Below are 18,783 nucleotides of genomic sequence, written 5' to 3' on the forward strand. Positions count from 1 at the left end.
CTCAAGATCGTCGAGCAGCGTCTGTTGTGGCTGTCGCACTTCATGATCCACAACGCCAATCATCTGCGCGACAAGGCCGACGGGCTGAAGGTCGGCGGTCACCAGGCCTCGTCGGCCTCCATGGTCTCGATCATGACCGCGCTCTACTTCTCCGCGCTCAGGCCCGAGGACCGGGTGGCGGTCAAGCCCCATGCCTCGCCCGTGTTCCATGCCATGCAATACCTGATGGGCAATATCGGCCGGGACAGGCTCGAAGCCTTTCGCGGCTATGGCGGTGCGCAGTCCTACCCCTCGCGCACCAAGGATCTCGACGATGTCGACTTTTCCACCGGATCGGTGGGGCTGGGCGTCGGCATCACCGCGTTCGCCTCCATGGTGCAGGACTATATCGCCGCCAAGACGTGGGGCCGCGACATCGCGCAGGGGCGGATGATCGCGCTGGTCGGCGATGCCGAACTGGACGAGGGCAATGTCTACGAGACCCTGCAGGAGGGCTGGAAGCAGGACCTGCGCAATTGCTGGTGGATCATCGACTACAACCGGCAATCGCTCGACGGCGTGGTGCGCGAAGGGCTGTGGCAGCGCATCGAGGCGATCTTCACCGCCTTCGGCTGGGATGTGGTGACGCTCAAATACGGCGCCTTGCAGCGCGCCGCCTTCCAAGAGCCCGGCGGCGAAGCGCTCAGGGCCTGGATCGATGCCTGCCCCAACCAGCTTTATTCGGCCTTGACCTTCCAGGGCGGGGCGGCCTGGCGCGCCCGGCTGATGGACGATCTGGGCGATCAGGGCGATGTCACCGCGCTGCTCGACGCGCGCTCCGACGACGAACTCGCCGATCTGATGGAGAATCTCGGCGGCAATTGCGTTGCGACCATGGCCGACGCCTTTGCACGGATCGACCATGACCGGCCGGTCTGCTTTCTGGCCTATACGATCAAGGGCTGGGGCACGCCGCTCGCCGGCCACAAGGACAACCATGCCGGCCTGATGACAAAGGCGCAGATGGCCGAGTGGCAGGCGCATATGGGCGTCGCCGAAGGCGCCGAATGGGAGCCGTTCGCCACCGTCGACGATCCGGACGGCCTTAAGGCCTTCCTCGACACGGTGCCGTTCTTCTCGAAGGGTTTCCGGCGCTTTCACGATGCCCCGCTGGCCGTGCCGGGGTTCGCGACGCCGGCTGATCGCGAAATCTCGACCCAGGCCGGCTTCGGCAAGCTGCTCGATACGCTCGCCCGCTCCGACAGCGCGCTCGCCGACCGCATCGTCACCACCTCTCCCGACGTCACGGTGTCTACCAATCTCGGCCCCTGGGTGAACCGGCGCAAGCTGTTCGCGCGCGAGGCGATCGCCGACACATTTGCCGCCGAGCGCATCCCCTCGATGCAGAAATGGACCTTCGCGCCCGACGGCCAGCATATCGAGCTGGGCATCGCCGAGATGAACCTGTTCCTGCTGCTCGGCGCGGCCGGGCTCGCCCATTCGCTGTTCGGCAGGCGGCTGCTGCCGATCGGCACGGTCTACGATCCCTTCGTCGCACGCGGGCTCGATGCGCTCAACTATGCCTGCTACCAGGACGCCCGCTTCATCATCGCCGGCACGCCGTCCGGCATCACGCTGGCGCCCGAGGGCGGCGCGCACCAGTCGATCGGCGCGCCCCTGATCGGTATGAGCCAGGACGGGCTCGCCGCGTTCGAGCCGGCCTTCGTCGACGAATTGGCCGTCATCATCAAGTGGGCGCTCGCCTATCTGCAAAAGGACGGCGAGGGCGATCCGGACGAACGCACCTGGCTGCGGGACGAGACCGGAGGGTCGGTCTATCTGCGGCTTTCGACACGGGCGGTCGAGCAGCCGGGCACGCGCCGGGACGACGTCTTCGTGCAAGGCACGATCGACGGCGCCTATTGGTGGCGCGAGCCGGGGCCGAACTGCGATCTGGTCATCGCCTATCAGGGCGCGGTCGCGCCCGAGGCGATCGCGGCGGCCGGCGAACTGGGCCAGTACCGGCGCGACATCGGCGTGCTGGCGGTCACGTCCGCCGATCGGCTCAATGCCGGCTGGACGGCGGCCCAGCGCGACAGGGCGCGCGGCAATGCCGACGCCTCGTGCCATGTCGAGCGCCTGTTCGCCCATCTTCCGGGCCATTGCACCATGCTGACCGTCATCGACGGCCACCCGGCGACGCTGGGCTGGCTCGGCGCGGTGGCGGGCCATCGCACCATTCCGCTGGGGGTCGAGCATTTCGGACAGACCGGCACGATCGCCGATCTTTACCGGCATTACGGCATCGACCAGGCGGGCATCGTGCGCTCGGCCAATGGCGCGCTGGCGGGCCGGCCGGTCAATGCCGGTCTCCGCCGGGCGGGATGACGCCGCCGCCGATGCGGGCACGCAAGCGCGGTGCGCCGTTCGACGCCAGATCGCGAGCGAGGCCGCGCCAACTTTCCCTGAAGCGCTGCCTTGCACGCAAAATGGCCCCTTCTTATATACCCGCCAGCGCGAAACGGTGCCCTTTCACCGTGCGCGAGGACATTTGAATTGCCAACAAAGAGGGGCCCCGCACACGAACGCCATAACGGGTCCGCGTGGGTTCGCTGAAGAAGAGGTAAGACATGGCAAAGGTAATCGGTATCGACCTTGGCACCACCAACTCATGTGTGGCCGTCATGGACGGCAAGGACGCCAAGGTCATCGAGAACGCCGAGGGCGCGCGCACCACGCCCTCCATGGTGGCATTCACCGATGATGGCGAGCGCCTCGTCGGCCAGCCGGCCAAGCGCCAGGCGGTCACCAATCCCGAAAACACGCTGTTCGCCGTCAAGCGCCTGATCGGCCGCCGCTATTCCGATCCGACCGTCGAAAAAGACAAGAAGATGGTCCCCTACAAGATCGTCGAGGGCAACAATGGCGATGCCTGGGTGGAGGCGGGCGGCGACAAGCGCTCCCCGGCCGAGATCTCGGCCATGGTGCTCCAGAAGATGAAGGAGACCGCCGAGAGCTATCTGGGCGAGAAGGTCGAAAAGGCGGTGATCACCGTGCCGGCCTATTTCAACGACGCCCAGCGCCAGGCGACCAAGGACGCCGGCAAGATCGCCGGCCTCGAGGTGCTGCGGATCATCAACGAGCCGACCGCGGCCGCCCTCGCCTATGGGCTGGAGAAGAAGGAAGGCAAGACGATCGCCGTCTACGACCTGGGCGGCGGCACGTTCGACATCTCGATCCTGGAGATCGGCGACGGCGTGTTCGAGGTCAAGTCGACCAATGGCGACACCTTCCTGGGCGGCGAGGACTTCGACATGCGTCTGGTCGATTATCTCGCCGAGGAGTTCAGGAAGGACCAGGGCATCGACCTGAAGGGCGACAAGCTGGCCCTGCAGCGGCTCAAGGAAGCGGCCGAGAAGGCCAAGATCGAGCTGTCCTCGTCGGCCCAGACCGAGATCAACCTTCCCTTCATCACCGCCGACGCCACCGGTCCCAAGCACCTGACCATGAAGCTGACCCGGTCCAAGTTCGAGAGCCTGGTCACCGACCTGATCAAGCGGACGGTCGATCCCTGCAAGGCCGCGCTCAAGGATGCCGGCATCCAGGCCGGCGAGATCGACGAGGTGGTGCTGGTCGGCGGCATGACCCGCATGCCGAAGATCCAGGAGACCGTGAAGGACTTCTTCGGCAAGGAGCCGCACAAGGGCGTCAACCCCGACGAGGTGGTCGCCATGGGTGCGGCTATCCAGGCCGGCGTGCTGCAGGGCGACGTCAAGGACGTGCTGCTGCTCGACGTCACCCCGCTGTCGCTGGGCATCGAGACGCTCGGCGGCGTGTTCACTCGCCTGATCGACCGCAACACCACGATCCCGACCAAGAAGAGCCAGGTCTTCTCGACCGCCGAGGACAATCAGTCCGCGGTGACGATCCGGGTCTTTCAGGGCGAGCGCGAAATGGCCGCCGACAACAAGCTGCTCGGCCAGTTCGACCTGGTCGGCATCCCGCCGGCGCCGCGCGGCGTGCCGCAGATCGAGGTCACCTTCGACATCGACGCCAACGGCATCGTCAATGTGCGGGCCCAGGACAAGGGCACCGGCAAGGAGCACGAGATCCGCATTCAGGCTTCGGGCGGACTGTCGGACGACGAGATCGAGACGATGGTGCAGGAGGCCGAGGCCAATGCCGAGGCCGACAAGAAGCGCCGCGAGGCCGTCGAAGCCAGGAACCAGGCCGAATCGCTGATCGATTCGACCGAGAAGTCGCTCGGCGAGCACGGCGACAAGATCTCGGCGGACGACAAGAAGGCGATCGAGGACGCCATCGCCGCGCTGAAGGAGGAAGTGGGTGCCGAAACGCCCGACGCCGAGGCGATCAACGCCAAGACGCAGGCGCTCGCCGAAGCGTCCATGAAGCTCGGCCAGGCGATCTACGAGGCCAGCCAGGCCGACGAGACCGCTGCCGCGGAATCCGATGCGGCGGCCGATGCATCCGGCGATGATGTCGTCGACGCCGATTTCGAGGAGATCGACGACGACGAGGACCAGAAAAAGGCCTCGTGACCACAGTTCGACCCGCATCGACTGCAAAAGGCCCCGTTACGGGGCCTTTTGTTTTGCGCGTTAACCATATTCGGTAAACAACACCGCCCGTTAATGGGTATCGTGCTATCGATCCGCCATGGTGGTGGAGACGAAAGCACGGTTTCCGGAGTACCGGATTTTCGCGCAGTGGCGGCTTATCGCGGCGATGCTCGTGATGATGTACCACTATGTGCACGCCGCTCCGCATGCCGATGTTCTCGTCGACTGGTTCGAGAACATGAACCCGCTTCTGGACATGTTCTTCGTGCTGTCCGGCTTTCTGATCTATGAACGCTATCGGAATCGGGTGCTGACGCGCGGCGACTACGCCTTCTTCGTGCTGCGGCGCTTTTCGCGGCTTTATCCGCTGCATCTGGTCACGCTGGGCTTCTTCGTCGCCGTGGCGGTGGCTGCCCAGGCCGGCCTGATCCACGCCAACGGGCTTGGCACGCGCTATGACTTCGGCCAGCTCGTGCCCAACCTGCTGCTGATTCAGGCCTGGGGGTTCCACGACACGCTGACCTTCAACTTCGTCTCCTGGTCGCTGTCGGGCGAGTGGTTCGCCTATCTTCTGCTGCCGATCCTGGCCTTCATGGGCCTGCGTTTCGGCCCGCTTGGCCTGCTGGCGGTGCTGGCCGTCACGCTGTCCGGGCTCGAATGGGCCAGCCGCGACGCGGCCGACTTCACCCAGACCTGGTATGACGCCAAGACCTGGGGCGCCTACCGCATCTTCGCCGATTTCACCTTCGGAGCGATCCTGTTCTGCATAGCCGAGCGCATGCCGGCCCGGTTCGGTTCGCGCCCCCTGGCATGGCTGCTGCTCGGGCTCGCCGTTGCCGGCATGCATGCCGGTCAGGGCACCTACGGGTCGCTCGCCATCATCGGAATCGCCATCGTATTCGGCGCCGTGGCCGAGCGCGACGATCCCGACGAAAGCGCGCTGACCGCGCTGATCGCGCCGGTGACCATGCTCTCCTACGGCATCTATATGTGGCACCCGGTGCTCGAGACGGTGTTCTTTTCGGGCGTCTGGAAGCTGTTTCTGGGCGAACCGGCCACCGCCTGGTTCTATGCCTTCATGGTGCTGCCCATGCTTGCGACGATCATCGTGGCGGCCGCGTCGCTGCGCTGGTTCGAAACGCCCGCCTCGCGGATGATCATGACCACCGGCCAGCGGCTCGGCCGGCGTCCGTCGATCGCCTGACCGCGCCAGCTCCGATTTGATCGCGCGTTGGGCCGGTGAAAGCCGGCCGGGCGCTGGAATTTCCGCGATCCACTGACTATTTGCACTCATCGAGAGGGGACGACTTCCCTTTGCGCGGCCGATTTGCGAACTGGAAGACCATGAAGGCAGATTTCTACGATACTTTGGGTGTTTCCCGGGACGCCGACGACAAGACGCTCAAGAGCGCCTATCGCAAGCTGGCGATGAAGTACCATCCCGATCGCAATCCGGGCGATGCCACCGCCGAGCAGAAGTTCAAGGAAGCCAACGAGGCCTACGAGACGCTCAAGGACCCGCAGAAGCGCGCGGCCTATGACCGCTTCGGCCACGCCGCCTTCGAGAACGGCGGCATGGGCGGCGCCGGGGCCGGCTTTGCCGGCGCGGGCGGCTTCGCCGACATCTTCGAGGACATTTTCGGCGAGATGATGGGTGGCGCGCGCGCCCGGCGCGGTTCGGGCGGGCGCGAGCGCGGCGCCGACCTGCGCTACAATCTCGAGATCACGCTCGAGGAGGCCTTCGAGGGCAAGACGGCGCAGATCCACGTGCCCACCTCGGCCACCTGCGAGACCTGTTCGGGCTCGGGCGCCAAACCGGGCACGGCGCCAACCACCTGTTCGACCTGCAATGGCGTCGGCCGGGTGCGTGCCGCCCAGGGCTTCTTTTCGATCGAGCGCACCTGCCCGGCCTGCAACGGGCGCGGCGAGCAAATCACCGATCCGTGCCCGACCTGTTCGGGCCAGGGCCGCGTCACGCAGGAACGGTCGCTGTCGGTCAACATCCCCGCCGGCATCGAGGACGGCACCCGCATCCGGCTTTCCGGCGAGGGCGAGGCCGGCTATCGCGGCGGGCCGCCGGGCGACCTTTACATCTTCATTTCGGTCAAGCCCCATGAATTCTTCCAGCGCGACGGCGCCGACCTTTACTGCAAGGTGCCCATTTCCATGACCACGGCCGCGCTCGGCGGCCAGTTCGAGGTCGGCACGCTCGACGGCACGCAGACGCGGGTGAAGGTGCCCGAAGGCACCCAGTCGGGCCGCCAGTTCCGCCTCAAGGGCAAGGGCATGCCGGTGATGCGCCAGGCGGCGATGGGCGACCTTTACATCCAGATCGCGGTCGAGACGCCGCAGAACCTCTCCAAGCGCCAGCGCGAACTGCTGGCCGAGTTCGAGGACATCTCGGCCAAGGAGAACAGCCCCCAATCGACCGGCTTCTTTGCCCGAATGAAGGACTTCTTCGACCTTGGCGACTGATCCGACAACCGCGCCGGGCGACCGCGGCGACCCTTCGTCCGGCGATGGCCGTTCCCGAATGGCAGACCGCATCCGCTTTCTGCGCGAGATGATGCGCTCGCCGCGCCTTGTCGGCTCGATCACGCCAACCTCGCGCCCCACCGCCGCCGAAATGGCCCGCCATGTCGATGTCGGCTCGGGCCTGCCCGTGCTCGAACTGGGTCCCGGCACGGGGCCGGTGACGGCGGCGATCCTGGCGCGCGGCCTTGCGCCGGACAAGCTCTATGCGGTCGAGTATTCGGCGGACCTTTGCGCCCATCTCGGGACGAGCTTTCCGGACATTCACGTCATCAACGCCAACGCCTTCGATCTCGACCGGGCGTTGGCCGATGTCGACCATGAACGGTTCGACAGCATCGTCTCGGGCGTGCCGATGCTGAACTTCCCGCAGCCCGAGCGCAACGCGCTTCTGAACGACGCGCTGTCGCGCATCGCGTCCGGACGGCCGTTCATCCAGATCACCTATGGCACGCGCCCGCCGATCGAGCCGTCCGACCCCGCCGTCGCCATGCGGCGGAGCCGGCGGGTGCTGCGCAACGTGCCCCCGGCCAGCGTCTGGATCTACACGAGGACGTCGACCGAGGCCCGATGATGCATCCCCGGATACTGATTTTCGCCGGTTCGGTCCGCGCCGGCTCGTTCAACATCTCGCTCGCCCAGGCCGCCCGCAAGACGCTCGCCGAGTCAGGCGCCGAGACGACGATGATCTCGCTTGGCGACTATCCGCTGCCGATTGTCGACGAGGACCTGAAGTCGCAAAAGGGCGTGCCCGACAATGCCGTCCGGCTGGCGCGGCTGCTCGCCGGCCATGACGGGCTGTTCATCGCCTCTCCCGAATACAACTCCTCCATCCCGCCGCTGCTGAAGAACACCATCGACTGGGTCAGCCTGGTGCCGCGCGACATCAAGCCTTTCGCGGGCTTGACGGTGGCGCTCGGGGCGGCCTCAAATGGGGCCCTTGGCGGCATTCGCGGGCTTTACCATCTGCGCTCGGTGTTGATGAATGTCGGCGCGCTCGTGATCAGCGAGCAGGTGAGCATCAGCCGCGCCGCCAGTGCCTATGGAGAGGACGGCATGCCGACCGACGAACGCCAGCGCACCATGCTCGACAGGACCTGCCGGTCGCTGCTCGAACTGACGGCCGTGGGCCGGGCGCGCAGATGAGCGGCGCCGCCGCGGCCGCCGCCGATCGGCTGATCGTCGCGCTCGATGTCGCCACGGTCGACGAGGCCGAACGCCTGGTGAGGGCGCTTGGCGACACGGTTCGCTTCTACAAGATCGGCTACCGGCTGGCCTTCGCCGGCGGGCTCGATCTGGCCCGCGCGCTCGGTCAAGACGGCAAGTCGGTCTTCCTCGACATGAAGCTGCTCGACATCGACAACACCATCGCGCAAGGCGTCGAAAGTGTCGCCCGGCTCGGCGTCGACATGCTGACGATCCACGCCTATCCCAAGGCGATGGCCGCCGCCGCCGATGCGGCGCGCGGCACCGAGCTGACGCTGCTGGCCGTCACCGTACTGACATCGATGGATGACCACGACCTGTCCGATGCGGGCTATCATGACGACGCGACCACGCTGGTGCTCAAGCGGGCACGGCAGGCCCGCGACGCCGGCATGGGCGGGGTCGTCTGCTCGGCGGCAGAGGCCGAACCGGTGCGCGACATCGTTGGCGACGCCACGGCGATCGTCACGCCGGGCATCCGCCCCGCGGGCGCCGACAGCGGCGACCAGAAGCGCGTGGTCACGCCGGCCGATGCGCTGGCCGCCGGCGCCAGCCATCTCGTCGTCGGCCGGCCGATCATCGCGGCCGCCGATCCGGCCGCGGCGGCACGCGCCATCATCGAGCAGATGCAGGCCGCCGGCGAGAGCACGCCGGCCGGCAGTTAGGAACCGGCAACAACCCCAGGGGGACAACGCCATGGCCAAGGGCTACTGGATCGCGCGGCTGAACGTGCACGACAGCGCACGATATCCCGAATACATCGAGGCGGCGGCGCCGGCCTATGCCGAATACGGCGCCAGGTTCCTGGTGCGCGGTGGCGCCGTCGGGGCCTCGGAAGGGGACGTCCGCCAGCGCAACGTCGTCATCGAGTTTCCGACCTATGAGGCCGCGCTCGCCTGCTACAATTCGGACAGCTATGCGAAGGCGCGGGCCATCCGCCAGGAGCTGGCCGAAGGCGAGATCATCGTCGTCGAGGGCGTCGACGGCTGACCGGCCGGCCGGTTCGGCCGCCACAACGCGCGGACATTGCACGCGGCCGCGATTGAACCTTTGGGCCATTTCGCAATTGCGAAGGAATATGCTAGCGTCGTGACCATGAATGCTGCCATGCACAAGAAGCGGCCCGCCATGCGCGACAGGCCTTCAATGGCGATCAGAAGGGGATAGCGGTTGTTCTACCACATGTATGAGCTCAATCACGCGGCGATGCAGCCCTGGCGGGCGATGGCCGATGCCACCCGCATGTTCTATCAGAACCCGCTCAACCCGATCTCGCGCACCCGCCTGGGGCGCACCATGGCCGCCTGGGCCGAGGTGTTCGAGCGCACCACGCGCCGCTACGGCAAGCCCGCCTTCGACCTGCATGAGACGATCATCGACGCCAGGCCCGTGCCGGTCGTCGAGAACACGGTCTGGTCGCGGCCGTTCTGCCATCTCAAGCATTTTCAGCGCGATCTCGCCAAGCCCCGCCCGAAGGACCCGCGCGTGCTGCTGGTGGCGCCGATGTCGGGCCATTACGCCACGTTGCTGCGCGGCACGGTGGAGCGCTTTCTGCCCGAGGCGGAGGTCTACATCACCGACTGGGTCGATGCGCGCAACGTGCCGGTCTCCGACGGCACGTTCGATCTGGACGACTATATCGACTATCTGATCGCCATGCTCGACCATCTGGGTCCGGGCACGCATATCGTGGGCGTGTGCCAGCCATCGGTTCCGGTCCTGGCGGCCGTTTCGCTGATGGAAGCGCGCAAGGATCCCAATTCGCCCGTCTCCATGACGCTGATGGGCGGGCCGATCGACACGCGCTGCAATCCGACGGCGGTCAACCAGCTTGCCGAGGAAAAGGACCTGGAATGGTTCCGCGACAACGTGATCATGCAGGTGCCGTTTCCGAACCTCGGCTTTGGCCGGCCGGTCTATCCGGGCTTTCTGCAGCTCACCGGCTTCATGTCGATGAACATGGACCGGCACATGATCGCGCAGAAGGACTTCTTCATGCATCTCGTGCGCGACGACGGCGATTCGGCCGAAAAGCACCGCGAGTTCTATGACGAGTATCTGGCGGTTATGGACCTGACCGCCGAGTTCTACCTGCAGACCGTCAAGACCGTGTTCATGGACCATTCCCTGTCCCGGGGAACGATGACGCATCGCGGCGAACCGGTCGATCCGGGCGCGATCTCGCGTGTCGCGCTGATGACCGTTGAGGGCGAGAACGACGACATTACCGGCCGCGGCCAGACGCGCGCCGCCCATCGCCTGTGCACATCGCTGCCCGACAACATGAAGCTGCATTACGAGCAGCCGCGCGTTGGCCATTACGGCGTGTTCAACGGCTCGCGATTCCGCAACGAGGTCGCCCCGCGCATGCTCAACTTCATGCGCGCCCAGCAGAGCGTGACCCGCCGTTCGCCGATGCGCGTGGTCGCCTGACCCCGCCCTTCGCCGCAAGGCCCTGCCCGGCGGGCGCCGGGCGCCTTAACCATATCCCAAATCTGTGACCGGTGCGGCGTTGCCCTCGCCGGAACCCCGTGGTTAACTTTTCGTTAACGGATCGGTGCGGCGTCCCCGGGCGGGGCCGACCGTAACGCGCAAGGGAGTGGGGTGAAATGGGTTGGCTGTTGCGGCGCTCGCGTTCGATTCTGGCCTCGGCGATGGCCACGGTGCTGTGCGGGCTTTGGCTCACGACGCCGGCGGCGGCCGGCTCGATGACCACGGGCGGGCTGACATCGCAACCCATCGGCCATTACGAATTCTGCCGCATCTACCAGAGCGAATGCCGTCAGAAGCGCGGGCCGGCTGCGCCGATCACGCTCACCCGCTCGAGCTGGAACGACATCCTGGACATCAATTCGGCGGTCAACATGATCATCGAGCCCAGGAGCGATCTGGAGATCTACGGGCGCGAGGAGGTCTGGACGTTCCCGGACCGGGCCGGCGATTGCGAGGACTACGTTCTGCTCAAGCGGCAGATGCTGATCGAACGCGGCATCTCGCCCTCGGCGCTGCTGATCACGGTCGTGCGCAAGCCCGATGGCGAGGGCCACGCCGTGCTGACGGTGCGCACCGATCGCGGCGACTTCGTGCTCGACAATCTGCGCACGGATGTGCGGCTGTGGCTGGATACCGAATACACCTATCTCAAGCGTCAGTCGGAGCGCCATGCCGGCTTGTGGGTTTCGATCGAAATGCCCGACCGGGTGGTGGTCGGCGCGGTCGAGTGACCCCTCAAGCGGAATCGCCGCCGGAAAGCTTGCCGCCGCGGCGATGGCAGGCCGGGCCGGGGCCGCGCATGTAGTGGCGCTCGGGCCGGTAGGACGGCCAGAAGAACTCCCGCATCGTCTGAAACCGTCTTGCGAGTGCGTCCAGCGCCGCTGCCATTGCCTCTTCCTCGGGTGAAGGGGCCGAATCGCCCCGCCGGTTGACAGCATAGGCCGACAAGTTGAACCGGACATGAATGCGCTGCAAAAAACCGGCACTGTGGCCGAATTGCCGCGGTTTCCGGTCATGACCGACCCTCACGCATTGCCGATCAGCATGCCGGCGGCGAAGACCAGCGCGCCGCCAAGCACCACCTGGAAGATCGCCCGCCCCCAGGGCGTTTCCATGTAGCGGTTCTGCGTCCAGGTGATCGCCCACAATTCGATCACCACGACCACGATGGCGACCGTTGTCGCGGTCCAGAAATGCGGGATCAGATAGGGCAGGGCGTGGCCGAGCCCGCCAACCGTGGTCATGATCCCCGTCGCCAGACCGCGCTTGATCGGCGAGCCGCGTCCGGAGATCACGCCGTCATCGGACGCCACTTCGGTGAAACCCATGGATATGCCGGCGCCCACCGAGGCTGCCAGGCCCACCAGAAAGGTCGTCCAGGTATCCTGGGTGGCGAAGGCGGTGGCGAAGATCGGCGCCAGCGTCGACACCGAACCGTCCATCAGCCCGGCAAGGCCCGGCTGCACATAGGTCAGGATGAACTGCTTGCGTTCGGAGGCCGCTTCGGCGTCGCGGACGTCCCGGGGCGCGTGTTCGGCCTCCAGCGCCTGGGCCGTCGTCACATGCCCGCCCTCGGCCAGGGCCAACTCGCCCAGAAGCGCCCGGGTGTCGGCATCGGAGGCGCGCTTTGCCGCCTCGGTATAAAATCGCTGCGCCTGCGTCTCCATCTCCGCGGCCTGGGCGCGGACCTTGTCGATGCCCAGCGGCCGCACCAGCCAGTCCGGCTTGCGCTCGTAATAGCCGCGTACGTGCTCGCGCCGGATCAGCGGGATGTGGTCGCCGAAGCGCTTCTTGTGCATCGCGATGAGGCGCGCCCGGTGCTTGTCCTCCTCGGCGGCCATCTCCTCGAAGATCTTCGCCGAATGTGGATATTCCTCGCGCAGCCCGTCGGCATAGTCCAGATAGATGCGCGCATCGTCCTCTTCCGATGCGATGGCGAGCGCCAGGATCTCCTGCTCGGTGAGCGAATCGAAGTCGCGGCGCCGTGAGGCGAAGAATTTGTTGAGCATGGCGGTCACCTTAGTTTAGAATAATTCTAAACTATGCGTTTCGTCGCCAGCCCGCAAGCCCGTGCGGCATTTGGACTTGACGCGGCCATGGCGAGTGCCGACCTATGTGCGGCGTTGACCGGCGGGGCCGCCGGTGCCTGAGCGGTGGAGCCATGACCTACCAGATCGCCCTTGGTGAAAACCTCTCGCACGAACTGGTCGCCATCGTCGACGATCAGGCCGGCAAGGCGCGCAACGCGCTGCTGGGCGGCATCGCCGATCGTGACGAGGCCATCCATGAGGCGCGCAAGCGCTTCAAGAAGCTGCGGGGTCTTTATCGCCTAGTCCGCCCGGCCGCACCGGATCTCTACGCCACCGAAAACGCCCGCCTGCGCGACAGCGCGCACGCGCTGTCGGTGGTGCGCGATGCGGCAGCGCTCGTCGAAACGCTCGACCGTCTGCGCGCCGATCCCCTCAGCCAGTCCGTTCGCGACGATCTCGACCGGGTGCGCGAGACGCTCGCGCGCCGACGCGACGCCATCGCCGACGATGGCGGGCAGCTCGATCCGGCCATCGCCGAGGCGGTCGAAAGCTGCGAAGCCACCATGAAGGCGGCGCGCCAAGTCAGGCTGCCGAGCGGCAAGAAGGCGGCGGCGCAATGCCTGTCGGCGGGCATGGGCAAGACCTTCAAGCGCGCGCGCAAGGCGTTCGGCGCCGCGCGCGAATCCGGCAAGCCCGAGGATTGGCACGAACTGCGCAAGCGCATGAAGTATCACCACATGCATTGCCGGCTGCTGCGTCAGGCCTGGCCTGCCATGATGATGATGCGCTCCACGCAGGCCAAGGCCATCGCCGATCTGTTGGGTGACGATCACGATCTGGCCGTGCTCGAGGGTCTGGTGCGTGTCGAACCGGACGCGGTCGGCGACGCCGATGCGCGCGAGAGCCTCATCCACGTCATGCATCTATCTTCCGAACGCCTGCGCGCCGCGGCCGTCGAGCGCGCAGCCCTGGTGCTTTCCGACAAGCCCGCAACGGTCGAAGACGCCGTCGCGGCGCTATGCCGGCAGGCTGCGTAGGGCGCGCCACGATCGGCGCCCGGCATTTGCGCTCCGCGGCTATCGCGCATCGATATCGCGATCCTGGGGCGCGATCATGCCGTCATTGGACGACGATCACGCTGCGCGGTAGGCTTGCACCGCCACGACTGCTCGCCGGTTGGGATGGGAGATGACCGAACAGCGCGATACCATGCTCGACCGGATCGGCCGCTGGCTGGCCGAACGCCTCGAGACCGAGTCCTCGGGCTATCAGCCCTATACGCCCTCCGACCCCGCAACGCTCTACCGCATGTTGCGGCCCGGCGACGTCCTTCTGGTCGAGGGCAATCGGCGCATCTCGGCGGCGATCAAGTATCTCACCCAGTCGACCTGGAGCCATTCGGCGCTCTATGTCGGCGACGTCATGGACGAGGATGACGGCAATGGCCGGCGCAAGCGGCTCGTCGAGGTCAATCTGGGGACCGGCTGCATCGCGGTGCCGATCGAGAAATACGCCACCTATAACACGCGCATCTGCCGCCCGGTGGGGCTGACGCCGACCGATCGGCACACGGTGGTCGAGTTCATGATCGACAGGATCGGCCTGAGATACGACAACAAGAACATCATCGACATGGCGCGCTATTTCCTGCCGGCCCCGCCCGTGCCGGTGCGCTGGCGGCGCCGGATGATCGAGTTCGGCTCGGGCGATCCGACCCGGGCCATCTGTTCGACGCTGATCGCCGAGGCCTTTCAGCACATCCGCTATCCGATTCTGCCCGAGATCACGCTGGCGCCGGGCCGGGCGCGCGCCGCCTCGGACTATTCGCGCCGCGAGATCCTGCATATCCGCCACCATTCGCTCTATACGCCGCGCGATTTCGATCTGTCGCCCTATTTCGAGGTGGTCAAGCCGACGCTTGCATTCGGCTTCGACTACAAGCGGCTGAACTGGCACGAACCCGACGCCGGAAAGGGCCCGCCCGTGCCGCCGGCCGAGCCGCTGGCGGTCGAGGGGTGAACTCCGCCGCCACGCGCCCCACTTGCCGCTTTCCGCGCCGGCCTTTCCCGCCTATATCGCCTGCATGACACAGACCCCTCGCAGCCACATCCGCAACTTCTCCATCGTCGCCCATATCGATCATGGCAAGTCGACGCTCGCCGACCGGCTGATCCAGATGACCGGGTCGCTCGAGGAACGCGAGATGAAGGAGCAGGTGCTCGACGCCATGGACATCGAGCGCGAGCGCGGCATCACCATCAAGGCCAACACGGTGCGTCTCGAATATGATGCGGCCGACGGCCAGCACTACGTGCTCAACCTGATCGACACGCCGGGCCATGTCGACTTCGCCTATGAGGTGTCGCGCTCGCTCGCCGCCTGCGAGGGCTCGCTGCTGGTGGTCGATGCGTCGCAGGGCGTCGAGGCGCAGACGCTCGCAAATGTCTACCAGGCGATCGACAACGACCACGAGATCGTCACCGTGCTCAACAAGGTCGACCTGCCGGCCGCCGACGTCGCGCGCGTCAAGGCACAGATCGAGGAGGTGATCGGGCTCGACGCGTCCGACGCCATCGAGATTTCCGCCAAGACGGGGATGGGCGTGGGCGATGTGCTCGAGGCGATCGTCAAGCGCCTGCCGCCGCCCGCCGAGGGCGAGCGCGACGCCCCGCTCAAGGCGCTGCTGGTCGATAGCTGGTACGACACCTATCTGGGCGTCGTCGTTCTGGCGCGCATCATCGACGGGCAGATGAAGAAGGGCCAGACCATCCGCATGATGGGCACCGACGCCAAGTACCAGATCGACCGCGTCGCCGCGCTGACGCCCAAGCTCGTCGTCATCCCCGAACTGGGCCCCGGCGAGATCGGCGTGTTCACCGCCTCGATCAAGGAAGTCGCCGACACCCGCGTCGGCGACACCATCACCGAGGACAAGCGGCCGACCGAAAAGATGCTGCCGGGCTTCAAGCCGGCCCAGCCGGTGGTCTTCTGCGGGCTGTTCCCGGTCGATGCGGCCGATTTCGAGGATCTGCGCGCGGCCATCGGCAAGCTGCGGCTGAACGATGCCAGCTTCTCCTTCGAGATGGAGACGTCCGCCGCGCTCGGTTTCGGCTTCCGCTGCGGTTTCCTCGGCCTCTTGCACCTGGAGATCATCCAGGAGCGCCTGGCGCGCGAATTCGATCTCGACCTGATCGCCACCGCGCCGTCGGTCGTCTACCGCATGACGCTGACCGACGGATCGCAGACCGAACTGCACAATCCGGCCGACATGCCCGATGTCGTCAAGATCGCCGCCATCGAGGAGCCTTGGATCAAGGCGACGATCATGACGCCCGACGACTATCTGGGCGCGATATTGCAGCTGTGTCAGGAGCGGCGCGGCATCCAGACCGATCTGACCTATGTCGGCAGCCGGGCAATGGTGAGCTATGAACTGCCGCTCAACGAGGTGGTCTTCGACTTCTACGACCGGCTGAAATCGATCTCCAAGGGCTATGCCAGCTTCGACTATCAGATCGAGGGCTATCGCGAGGGCGATCTGGTCAAGATGCAGATCCTGGTCAACGAGGAGCCGGTCGACGCGCTGTCCATGCTGGTGCACCGTTCCGCCGCCGAAAAGCGCGGCCGCGCCATGTGCGAAAAGCTCAAGGACCTGATCCCGCGCCACATGTTCAAGATTCCCATCCAGGCCGCCATCGGCGGCAAGGTGATCGCGCGCGAGACGATCCCCGCCATGCGCAAGGACGTCACCGCCAAGTGCTATGGTGGCGATGTGACGCGCAAACGCAAGCTGCTGGAAAAGCAGAAGGAGGGGAAAAAGAAGATGCGCCAGTTCGGCCGCGTCGAGATCCCGCAGGAGGCGTTCATCCAGGTGCTGAAGGTGGACGGGTGACAGAAGGCCGAGACGAAGGCCGGTGGCTGCCGGTCTTCTGTGTGCAGGCTGCGGTTTGTGATACGATTCGAAAAATCGCTGCAATGAACCGGTATGCTGAAGTTTATTGGCCAGATGGGGAGAAACCGATGACAGACGCACTTCAGAAACTGATCGAGGCTGCCAAGACGGTTAAACCATCAACAGATGCATCCGAAACGCAGCGTCGGAGCTTCGCCTATGGCAACACCAGATTCGAAAACAGCAAGATCACGCGTGAGATGGTTGCCGAACAGGCGGAGCTGCTGAAGAAGGACAAGGACGACGGTTGAGGCACGCTTGTTCATGAATGAGACCAGGCATAGCAGAGCCGGCCAAGCGGAACTCATCGTGGACGAAACCGAGCGTGCGGTTGCCGAAGCTCGAAATGGTCTCAAACAGTACGACTATGGCTTGCAGGTCATTCAGTCGGCGATCGAAACCGGCCGATTTCGGCTGCGCCCATCTTTGGTCCTCTCTCTGCAGCGTGAGGCGCTCGCCGGGATCAGCGCCTATGCCGGCAACTACCGCCCGGCAAGCGTGGAGATCGTGGGAAGCGATCACGCTCCTGTGGGAGCGCATCAAGTCCCGGAACTGGTCGAAGACATGTGTGAATATGTCAACGGCAATTGGGACAACAGTTCTGCTATCCATCTATCCGCATATGTCATGTGGCGACTAAACTGGATACACCCGTTCGCCGACGGCAATGGTCGAACATCACGGATACTGTCATACGTCGTGCTGTGTGCGAAGATCGGGAGTGTGTTGCCAGGTGTACCGACGATCCCCGAGCAGATCGTCGAGAACCGGACGCCTTACTTCGATGCCCTGGACAAGGCTGACGCCGCTTGGAAGTCTGGCATTGTTGACGTATCGGAGATGGAAGCCCTCTTGTCAGGCATGTTGGCAACGCAGTTGAAGAATGCGTACGTCTCGGCGGGCGGTGTGGCTTGAACCACGGGCCACGGCCGCAATGCCTCGCGCCGCGCCAACCGTTCCTTCACCATAGCCGCGTTAACCGCGGTGAAACCGTAATCCTTAAGCCGGTGGCAACAGGCCCCGTGTAGGTTGGGCCTCACTGATCGGGGCGCAAAGAGCCCGACAGGAGTGCTGTTTGAAACCGAGTAAGGAGCTCACCAATGTTTGCACGTTTTCTGAAAGACGAGTCGGGCGCAACCGCCATCGAATATGGCCTGATCGCCGCTCTGATCGCTGTTGCCATCATCGCTGGCGCGACTGCCCTGGGCACCAACATCAACACCCAGTTCAACACGATCGCGACCACGGTTTCCGGCGCCGGCAGCTAATGGCGCTTGCCGCAGGATACGGGTCGGGCCTGACGCCCGTCCCGGCGCGCATCGAAGGCCCGCTGCATGCGTAGCGGGCCTTTGCCCTGTCCGGCCGCAGCATCGTGCCGCTGCGCGCCGGGCCGGTCTTGCCTAGCCCGCGGGCGGCCCGGCGCTGCACGCTCGCCATGGAGGATGCCATGATCACCGCCATCGTCTTCGTCGTCTTTCCGTTTGCGATGATCCATGCGGCCCTGTCCGACATCTTCACCATGACCATCGCCAATCGTGTCTCGCTGCTGCTGATCGCCGCCTTCATCGCCATTGCCCCCTTCATCGGGCTGAGCTGGACCGAGTTCGGCCTGCACCTGGCCGCCTTCGCCCTGGTGCTGTCGGTCACCTTCGCTTTGTTCGCCGCCGGCGTGATGGGCGGGGGCGACGCCAAGCTGCTCGCTTCGACCGCGTTGTGGATGGGCCTTGGCCCGGCACTGATGCACTACATCCTGATGGCCACCGTCGCCGGCGGCATCCTGACGCTGGTGCTGTTGGTCTTTCGCGGCTCGGCCCTGGCCGCCTATGCCGGCGAGGTGCGCGTGCTGCGGCGGCTGGTCGACGAAAAGGACATTCCCTACGGCGTGGCGCTTGCCATTGGCGGACTGGCGGCCTTTCCCCAGTCTCCGGCCATGATCTGGGCCGTGGCGCAGGCCGCCTGAGACGGCCCCGCCCCCCGTTCACGTCCCGTTAAGCATAAGCCTACGGACCCT

Annotated in this window: 19 protein-coding genes; 17 read left to right on the top strand and 2 right to left on the bottom strand. The window is 65.6% G+C overall.

Annotation, left to right across the window (positions count from 1 at the left end; all coding sequences use genetic code 11):
• Nucleotides 1-42: 42 nt before the first annotated feature.
• The 10 genes from RBB34_RS01440 (at nt 43) to RBB34_RS01485 (ending at nt 11,521) form a co-directional block, all read left to right on the top strand.
• Entirely contained in the window at nt 43-2,367 is a 2,325-nt protein-coding gene (locus tag RBB34_RS01440; RefSeq protein ID WP_306117475.1) for a transketolase, read from the top strand.
• A gap of 242 nt (nt 2,368-2,609) precedes the next feature.
• On the top strand, nt 2,610-4,538 hold the full coding sequence (dnaK, locus tag RBB34_RS01445) for a molecular chaperone DnaK (protein WP_306117390.1): 1,929 nt from the start codon (nt 2,610-2,612) through the stop codon (nt 4,536-4,538).
• A gap of 118 nt (nt 4,539-4,656) precedes the next feature.
• Nucleotides 4,657-5,763, top strand: a complete 1,107-nt coding sequence (locus tag RBB34_RS01450) for an acyltransferase (RefSeq protein ID WP_306117391.1) — start codon at nt 4,657-4,659, stop codon at nt 5,761-5,763.
• Nucleotides 5,764-5,903: 140 nt separating this feature from the next.
• Entirely contained in the window at nt 5,904-7,034 is a 1,131-nt protein-coding gene (dnaJ, locus tag RBB34_RS01455; RefSeq protein WP_306117392.1) for a molecular chaperone DnaJ, read from the top strand.
• Nucleotides 7,035-7,092: 58 nt separating this feature from the next.
• The gene (locus RBB34_RS01460) at nt 7,093-7,665 is read left to right on the top strand and encodes a methyltransferase domain-containing protein (protein WP_306117393.1); all 573 of its coding nucleotides are present in this window, start codon (nt 7,093-7,095) and stop codon (nt 7,663-7,665) included.
• Nucleotides 7,665-8,237, top strand: a complete 573-nt coding sequence (locus RBB34_RS01465; RefSeq protein WP_306117476.1) for an NAD(P)H-dependent oxidoreductase — start codon at nt 7,665-7,667, stop codon at nt 8,235-8,237. The genes RBB34_RS01460 and RBB34_RS01465 overlap by 1 nt, the downstream gene beginning before the upstream one ends.
• Entirely contained in the window at nt 8,234-8,962 is a 729-nt protein-coding gene (pyrF, locus tag RBB34_RS01470) for an orotidine-5'-phosphate decarboxylase (RefSeq protein WP_306117394.1), read from the top strand. The genes RBB34_RS01465 and pyrF overlap by 4 nt, the downstream gene beginning before the upstream one ends.
• A 31-nt stretch (nt 8,963-8,993) precedes the next feature.
• The gene (locus RBB34_RS01475; RefSeq protein ID WP_306117395.1) at nt 8,994-9,287 is read left to right on the top strand and encodes a DUF1330 domain-containing protein; all 294 of its coding nucleotides are present in this window, start codon (nt 8,994-8,996) and stop codon (nt 9,285-9,287) included.
• A 180-nt stretch (nt 9,288-9,467) separates the two neighbouring features.
• Nucleotides 9,468-10,730, top strand: coding sequence for a polyhydroxyalkanoate depolymerase (gene phaZ, locus RBB34_RS01480; protein WP_306117396.1), 1,263 nt, complete (start codon nt 9,468-9,470; stop codon nt 10,728-10,730).
• A 176-nt stretch (nt 10,731-10,906) separates the two neighbouring features.
• A complete protein-coding gene (locus tag RBB34_RS01485; RefSeq protein ID WP_306117397.1) occupies nt 10,907-11,521 on the top strand; it encodes a transglutaminase-like cysteine peptidase in 615 nt (204 codons plus the stop codon).
• Between the two features lie 4 nt (nt 11,522-11,525).
• Here the strand turns inward: RBB34_RS01485 and RBB34_RS01490 are convergent, their stop codons facing one another.
• Both RBB34_RS01490 and mbfA read right to left on the bottom strand, forming a co-directional pair.
• On the bottom strand, nt 11,526-11,678 hold the full coding sequence (locus RBB34_RS01490; RefSeq protein ID WP_306117398.1) for a hypothetical protein: 153 nt from the start codon (nt 11,676-11,678) through the stop codon (nt 11,526-11,528).
• A gap of 137 nt (nt 11,679-11,815) precedes the next feature.
• Entirely contained in the window at nt 11,816-12,799 is a 984-nt protein-coding gene (gene mbfA / locus RBB34_RS01495) for an iron exporter MbfA (protein WP_306117399.1), read from the bottom strand.
• A gap of 152 nt (nt 12,800-12,951) precedes the next feature.
• Between mbfA and RBB34_RS01500 the strand changes: the two genes are divergently transcribed.
• From RBB34_RS01500 to RBB34_RS01530, 7 genes are all read left to right on the top strand, one after another.
• Entirely contained in the window at nt 12,952-13,857 is a 906-nt protein-coding gene (locus tag RBB34_RS01500; RefSeq protein WP_306117400.1) for a CHAD domain-containing protein, read from the top strand.
• Between the two features lie 151 nt (nt 13,858-14,008).
• Entirely contained in the window at nt 14,009-14,839 is an 831-nt protein-coding gene (locus RBB34_RS01505) for a lipo-like protein (RefSeq protein WP_306117401.1), read from the top strand.
• 64 nt (nt 14,840-14,903) lie between these two features.
• Nucleotides 14,904-16,712, top strand: a complete 1,809-nt coding sequence (lepA, locus tag RBB34_RS01510; RefSeq protein WP_306117402.1) for a translation elongation factor 4 — start codon at nt 14,904-14,906, stop codon at nt 16,710-16,712.
• A gap of 128 nt (nt 16,713-16,840) precedes the next feature.
• Nucleotides 16,841-17,023 carry a hypothetical protein gene (locus tag RBB34_RS01515; RefSeq protein ID WP_306117403.1) on the top strand — a complete coding sequence of 61 codons (183 nt, stop codon included), beginning with the start codon at nt 16,841-16,843 and terminating at the stop codon, nt 17,021-17,023.
• A 58-nt stretch (nt 17,024-17,081) separates the two neighbouring features.
• On the top strand, nt 17,082-17,687 hold the full coding sequence (locus tag RBB34_RS01520) for a Fic family protein (RefSeq protein WP_346432521.1): 606 nt from the start codon (nt 17,082-17,084) through the stop codon (nt 17,685-17,687).
• 185 nt (nt 17,688-17,872) lie between these two features.
• A complete protein-coding gene (locus RBB34_RS01525; protein WP_306117405.1) occupies nt 17,873-18,040 on the top strand; it encodes a Flp family type IVb pilin in 168 nt (55 codons plus the stop codon).
• A gap of 179 nt (nt 18,041-18,219) precedes the next feature.
• Nucleotides 18,220-18,732, top strand: coding sequence for a prepilin peptidase (locus RBB34_RS01530; protein WP_306117406.1), 513 nt, complete (start codon nt 18,220-18,222; stop codon nt 18,730-18,732).
• Nucleotides 18,733-18,783: the final 51 nt, after the last annotated feature.

Source organism: Roseitalea sp. MMSF_3546, assembly GCF_030732865.1.
Classification (GTDB): Bacteria; Pseudomonadota; Alphaproteobacteria; order Rhizobiales; family Rhizobiaceae; genus Roseitalea.

What these genes read in the sequence shown, in the direction of transcription:
- RBB34_RS01440 (WP_306117475.1), top strand. Translation starts at nt 43, where the DNA reads ATGATCCACAACGCCAATCATCTGCGCGACAAGGCCGACGGGCTGAAG.
- dnaK (WP_306117390.1), top strand. Translation starts at nt 2,610, where the DNA reads ATGGCAAAGGTAATCGGTATCGACCTTGGCACCACCAACTCATGTGTG.
- RBB34_RS01450 (WP_306117391.1), top strand. Translation starts at nt 4,657, where the DNA reads ATGGTGGTGGAGACGAAAGCACGGTTTCCGGAGTACCGGATTTTCGCG.
- dnaJ (WP_306117392.1), top strand. Translation starts at nt 5,904, where the DNA reads ATGAAGGCAGATTTCTACGATACTTTGGGTGTTTCCCGGGACGCCGAC.
- RBB34_RS01460 (WP_306117393.1), top strand. Translation starts at nt 7,093, where the DNA reads ATGGCAGACCGCATCCGCTTTCTGCGCGAGATGATGCGCTCGCCGCGC.
- RBB34_RS01465 (WP_306117476.1), top strand. Translation starts at nt 7,665, where the DNA reads ATGCATCCCCGGATACTGATTTTCGCCGGTTCGGTCCGCGCCGGCTCG.
- pyrF (WP_306117394.1), top strand. Translation starts at nt 8,234, where the DNA reads ATGAGCGGCGCCGCCGCGGCCGCCGCCGATCGGCTGATCGTCGCGCTC.
- RBB34_RS01475 (WP_306117395.1), top strand. Translation starts at nt 8,994, where the DNA reads ATGGCCAAGGGCTACTGGATCGCGCGGCTGAACGTGCACGACAGCGCA.
- RBB34_RS01485 (WP_306117397.1), top strand. Translation starts at nt 10,907, where the DNA reads ATGGGTTGGCTGTTGCGGCGCTCGCGTTCGATTCTGGCCTCGGCGATG.
- RBB34_RS01490 (WP_306117398.1), bottom strand. Translation starts at nt 11,678, where the DNA reads ATGGCAGCGGCGCTGGACGCACTCGCAAGACGGTTTCAGACGATGCGG.
- mbfA (WP_306117399.1), bottom strand. Translation starts at nt 12,799, where the DNA reads ATGCTCAACAAATTCTTCGCCTCACGGCGCCGCGACTTCGATTCGCTC.
- RBB34_RS01500 (WP_306117400.1), top strand. Translation starts at nt 12,952, where the DNA reads ATGACCTACCAGATCGCCCTTGGTGAAAACCTCTCGCACGAACTGGTC.
- RBB34_RS01505 (WP_306117401.1), top strand. Translation starts at nt 14,009, where the DNA reads ATGACCGAACAGCGCGATACCATGCTCGACCGGATCGGCCGCTGGCTG.
- lepA (WP_306117402.1), top strand. Translation starts at nt 14,904, where the DNA reads ATGACACAGACCCCTCGCAGCCACATCCGCAACTTCTCCATCGTCGCC.
- RBB34_RS01515 (WP_306117403.1), top strand. Translation starts at nt 16,841, where the DNA reads ATGACAGACGCACTTCAGAAACTGATCGAGGCTGCCAAGACGGTTAAA.
- RBB34_RS01525 (WP_306117405.1), top strand. Translation starts at nt 17,873, where the DNA reads ATGTTTGCACGTTTTCTGAAAGACGAGTCGGGCGCAACCGCCATCGAA.
- RBB34_RS01530 (WP_306117406.1), top strand. Translation starts at nt 18,220, where the DNA reads ATGATCACCGCCATCGTCTTCGTCGTCTTTCCGTTTGCGATGATCCAT.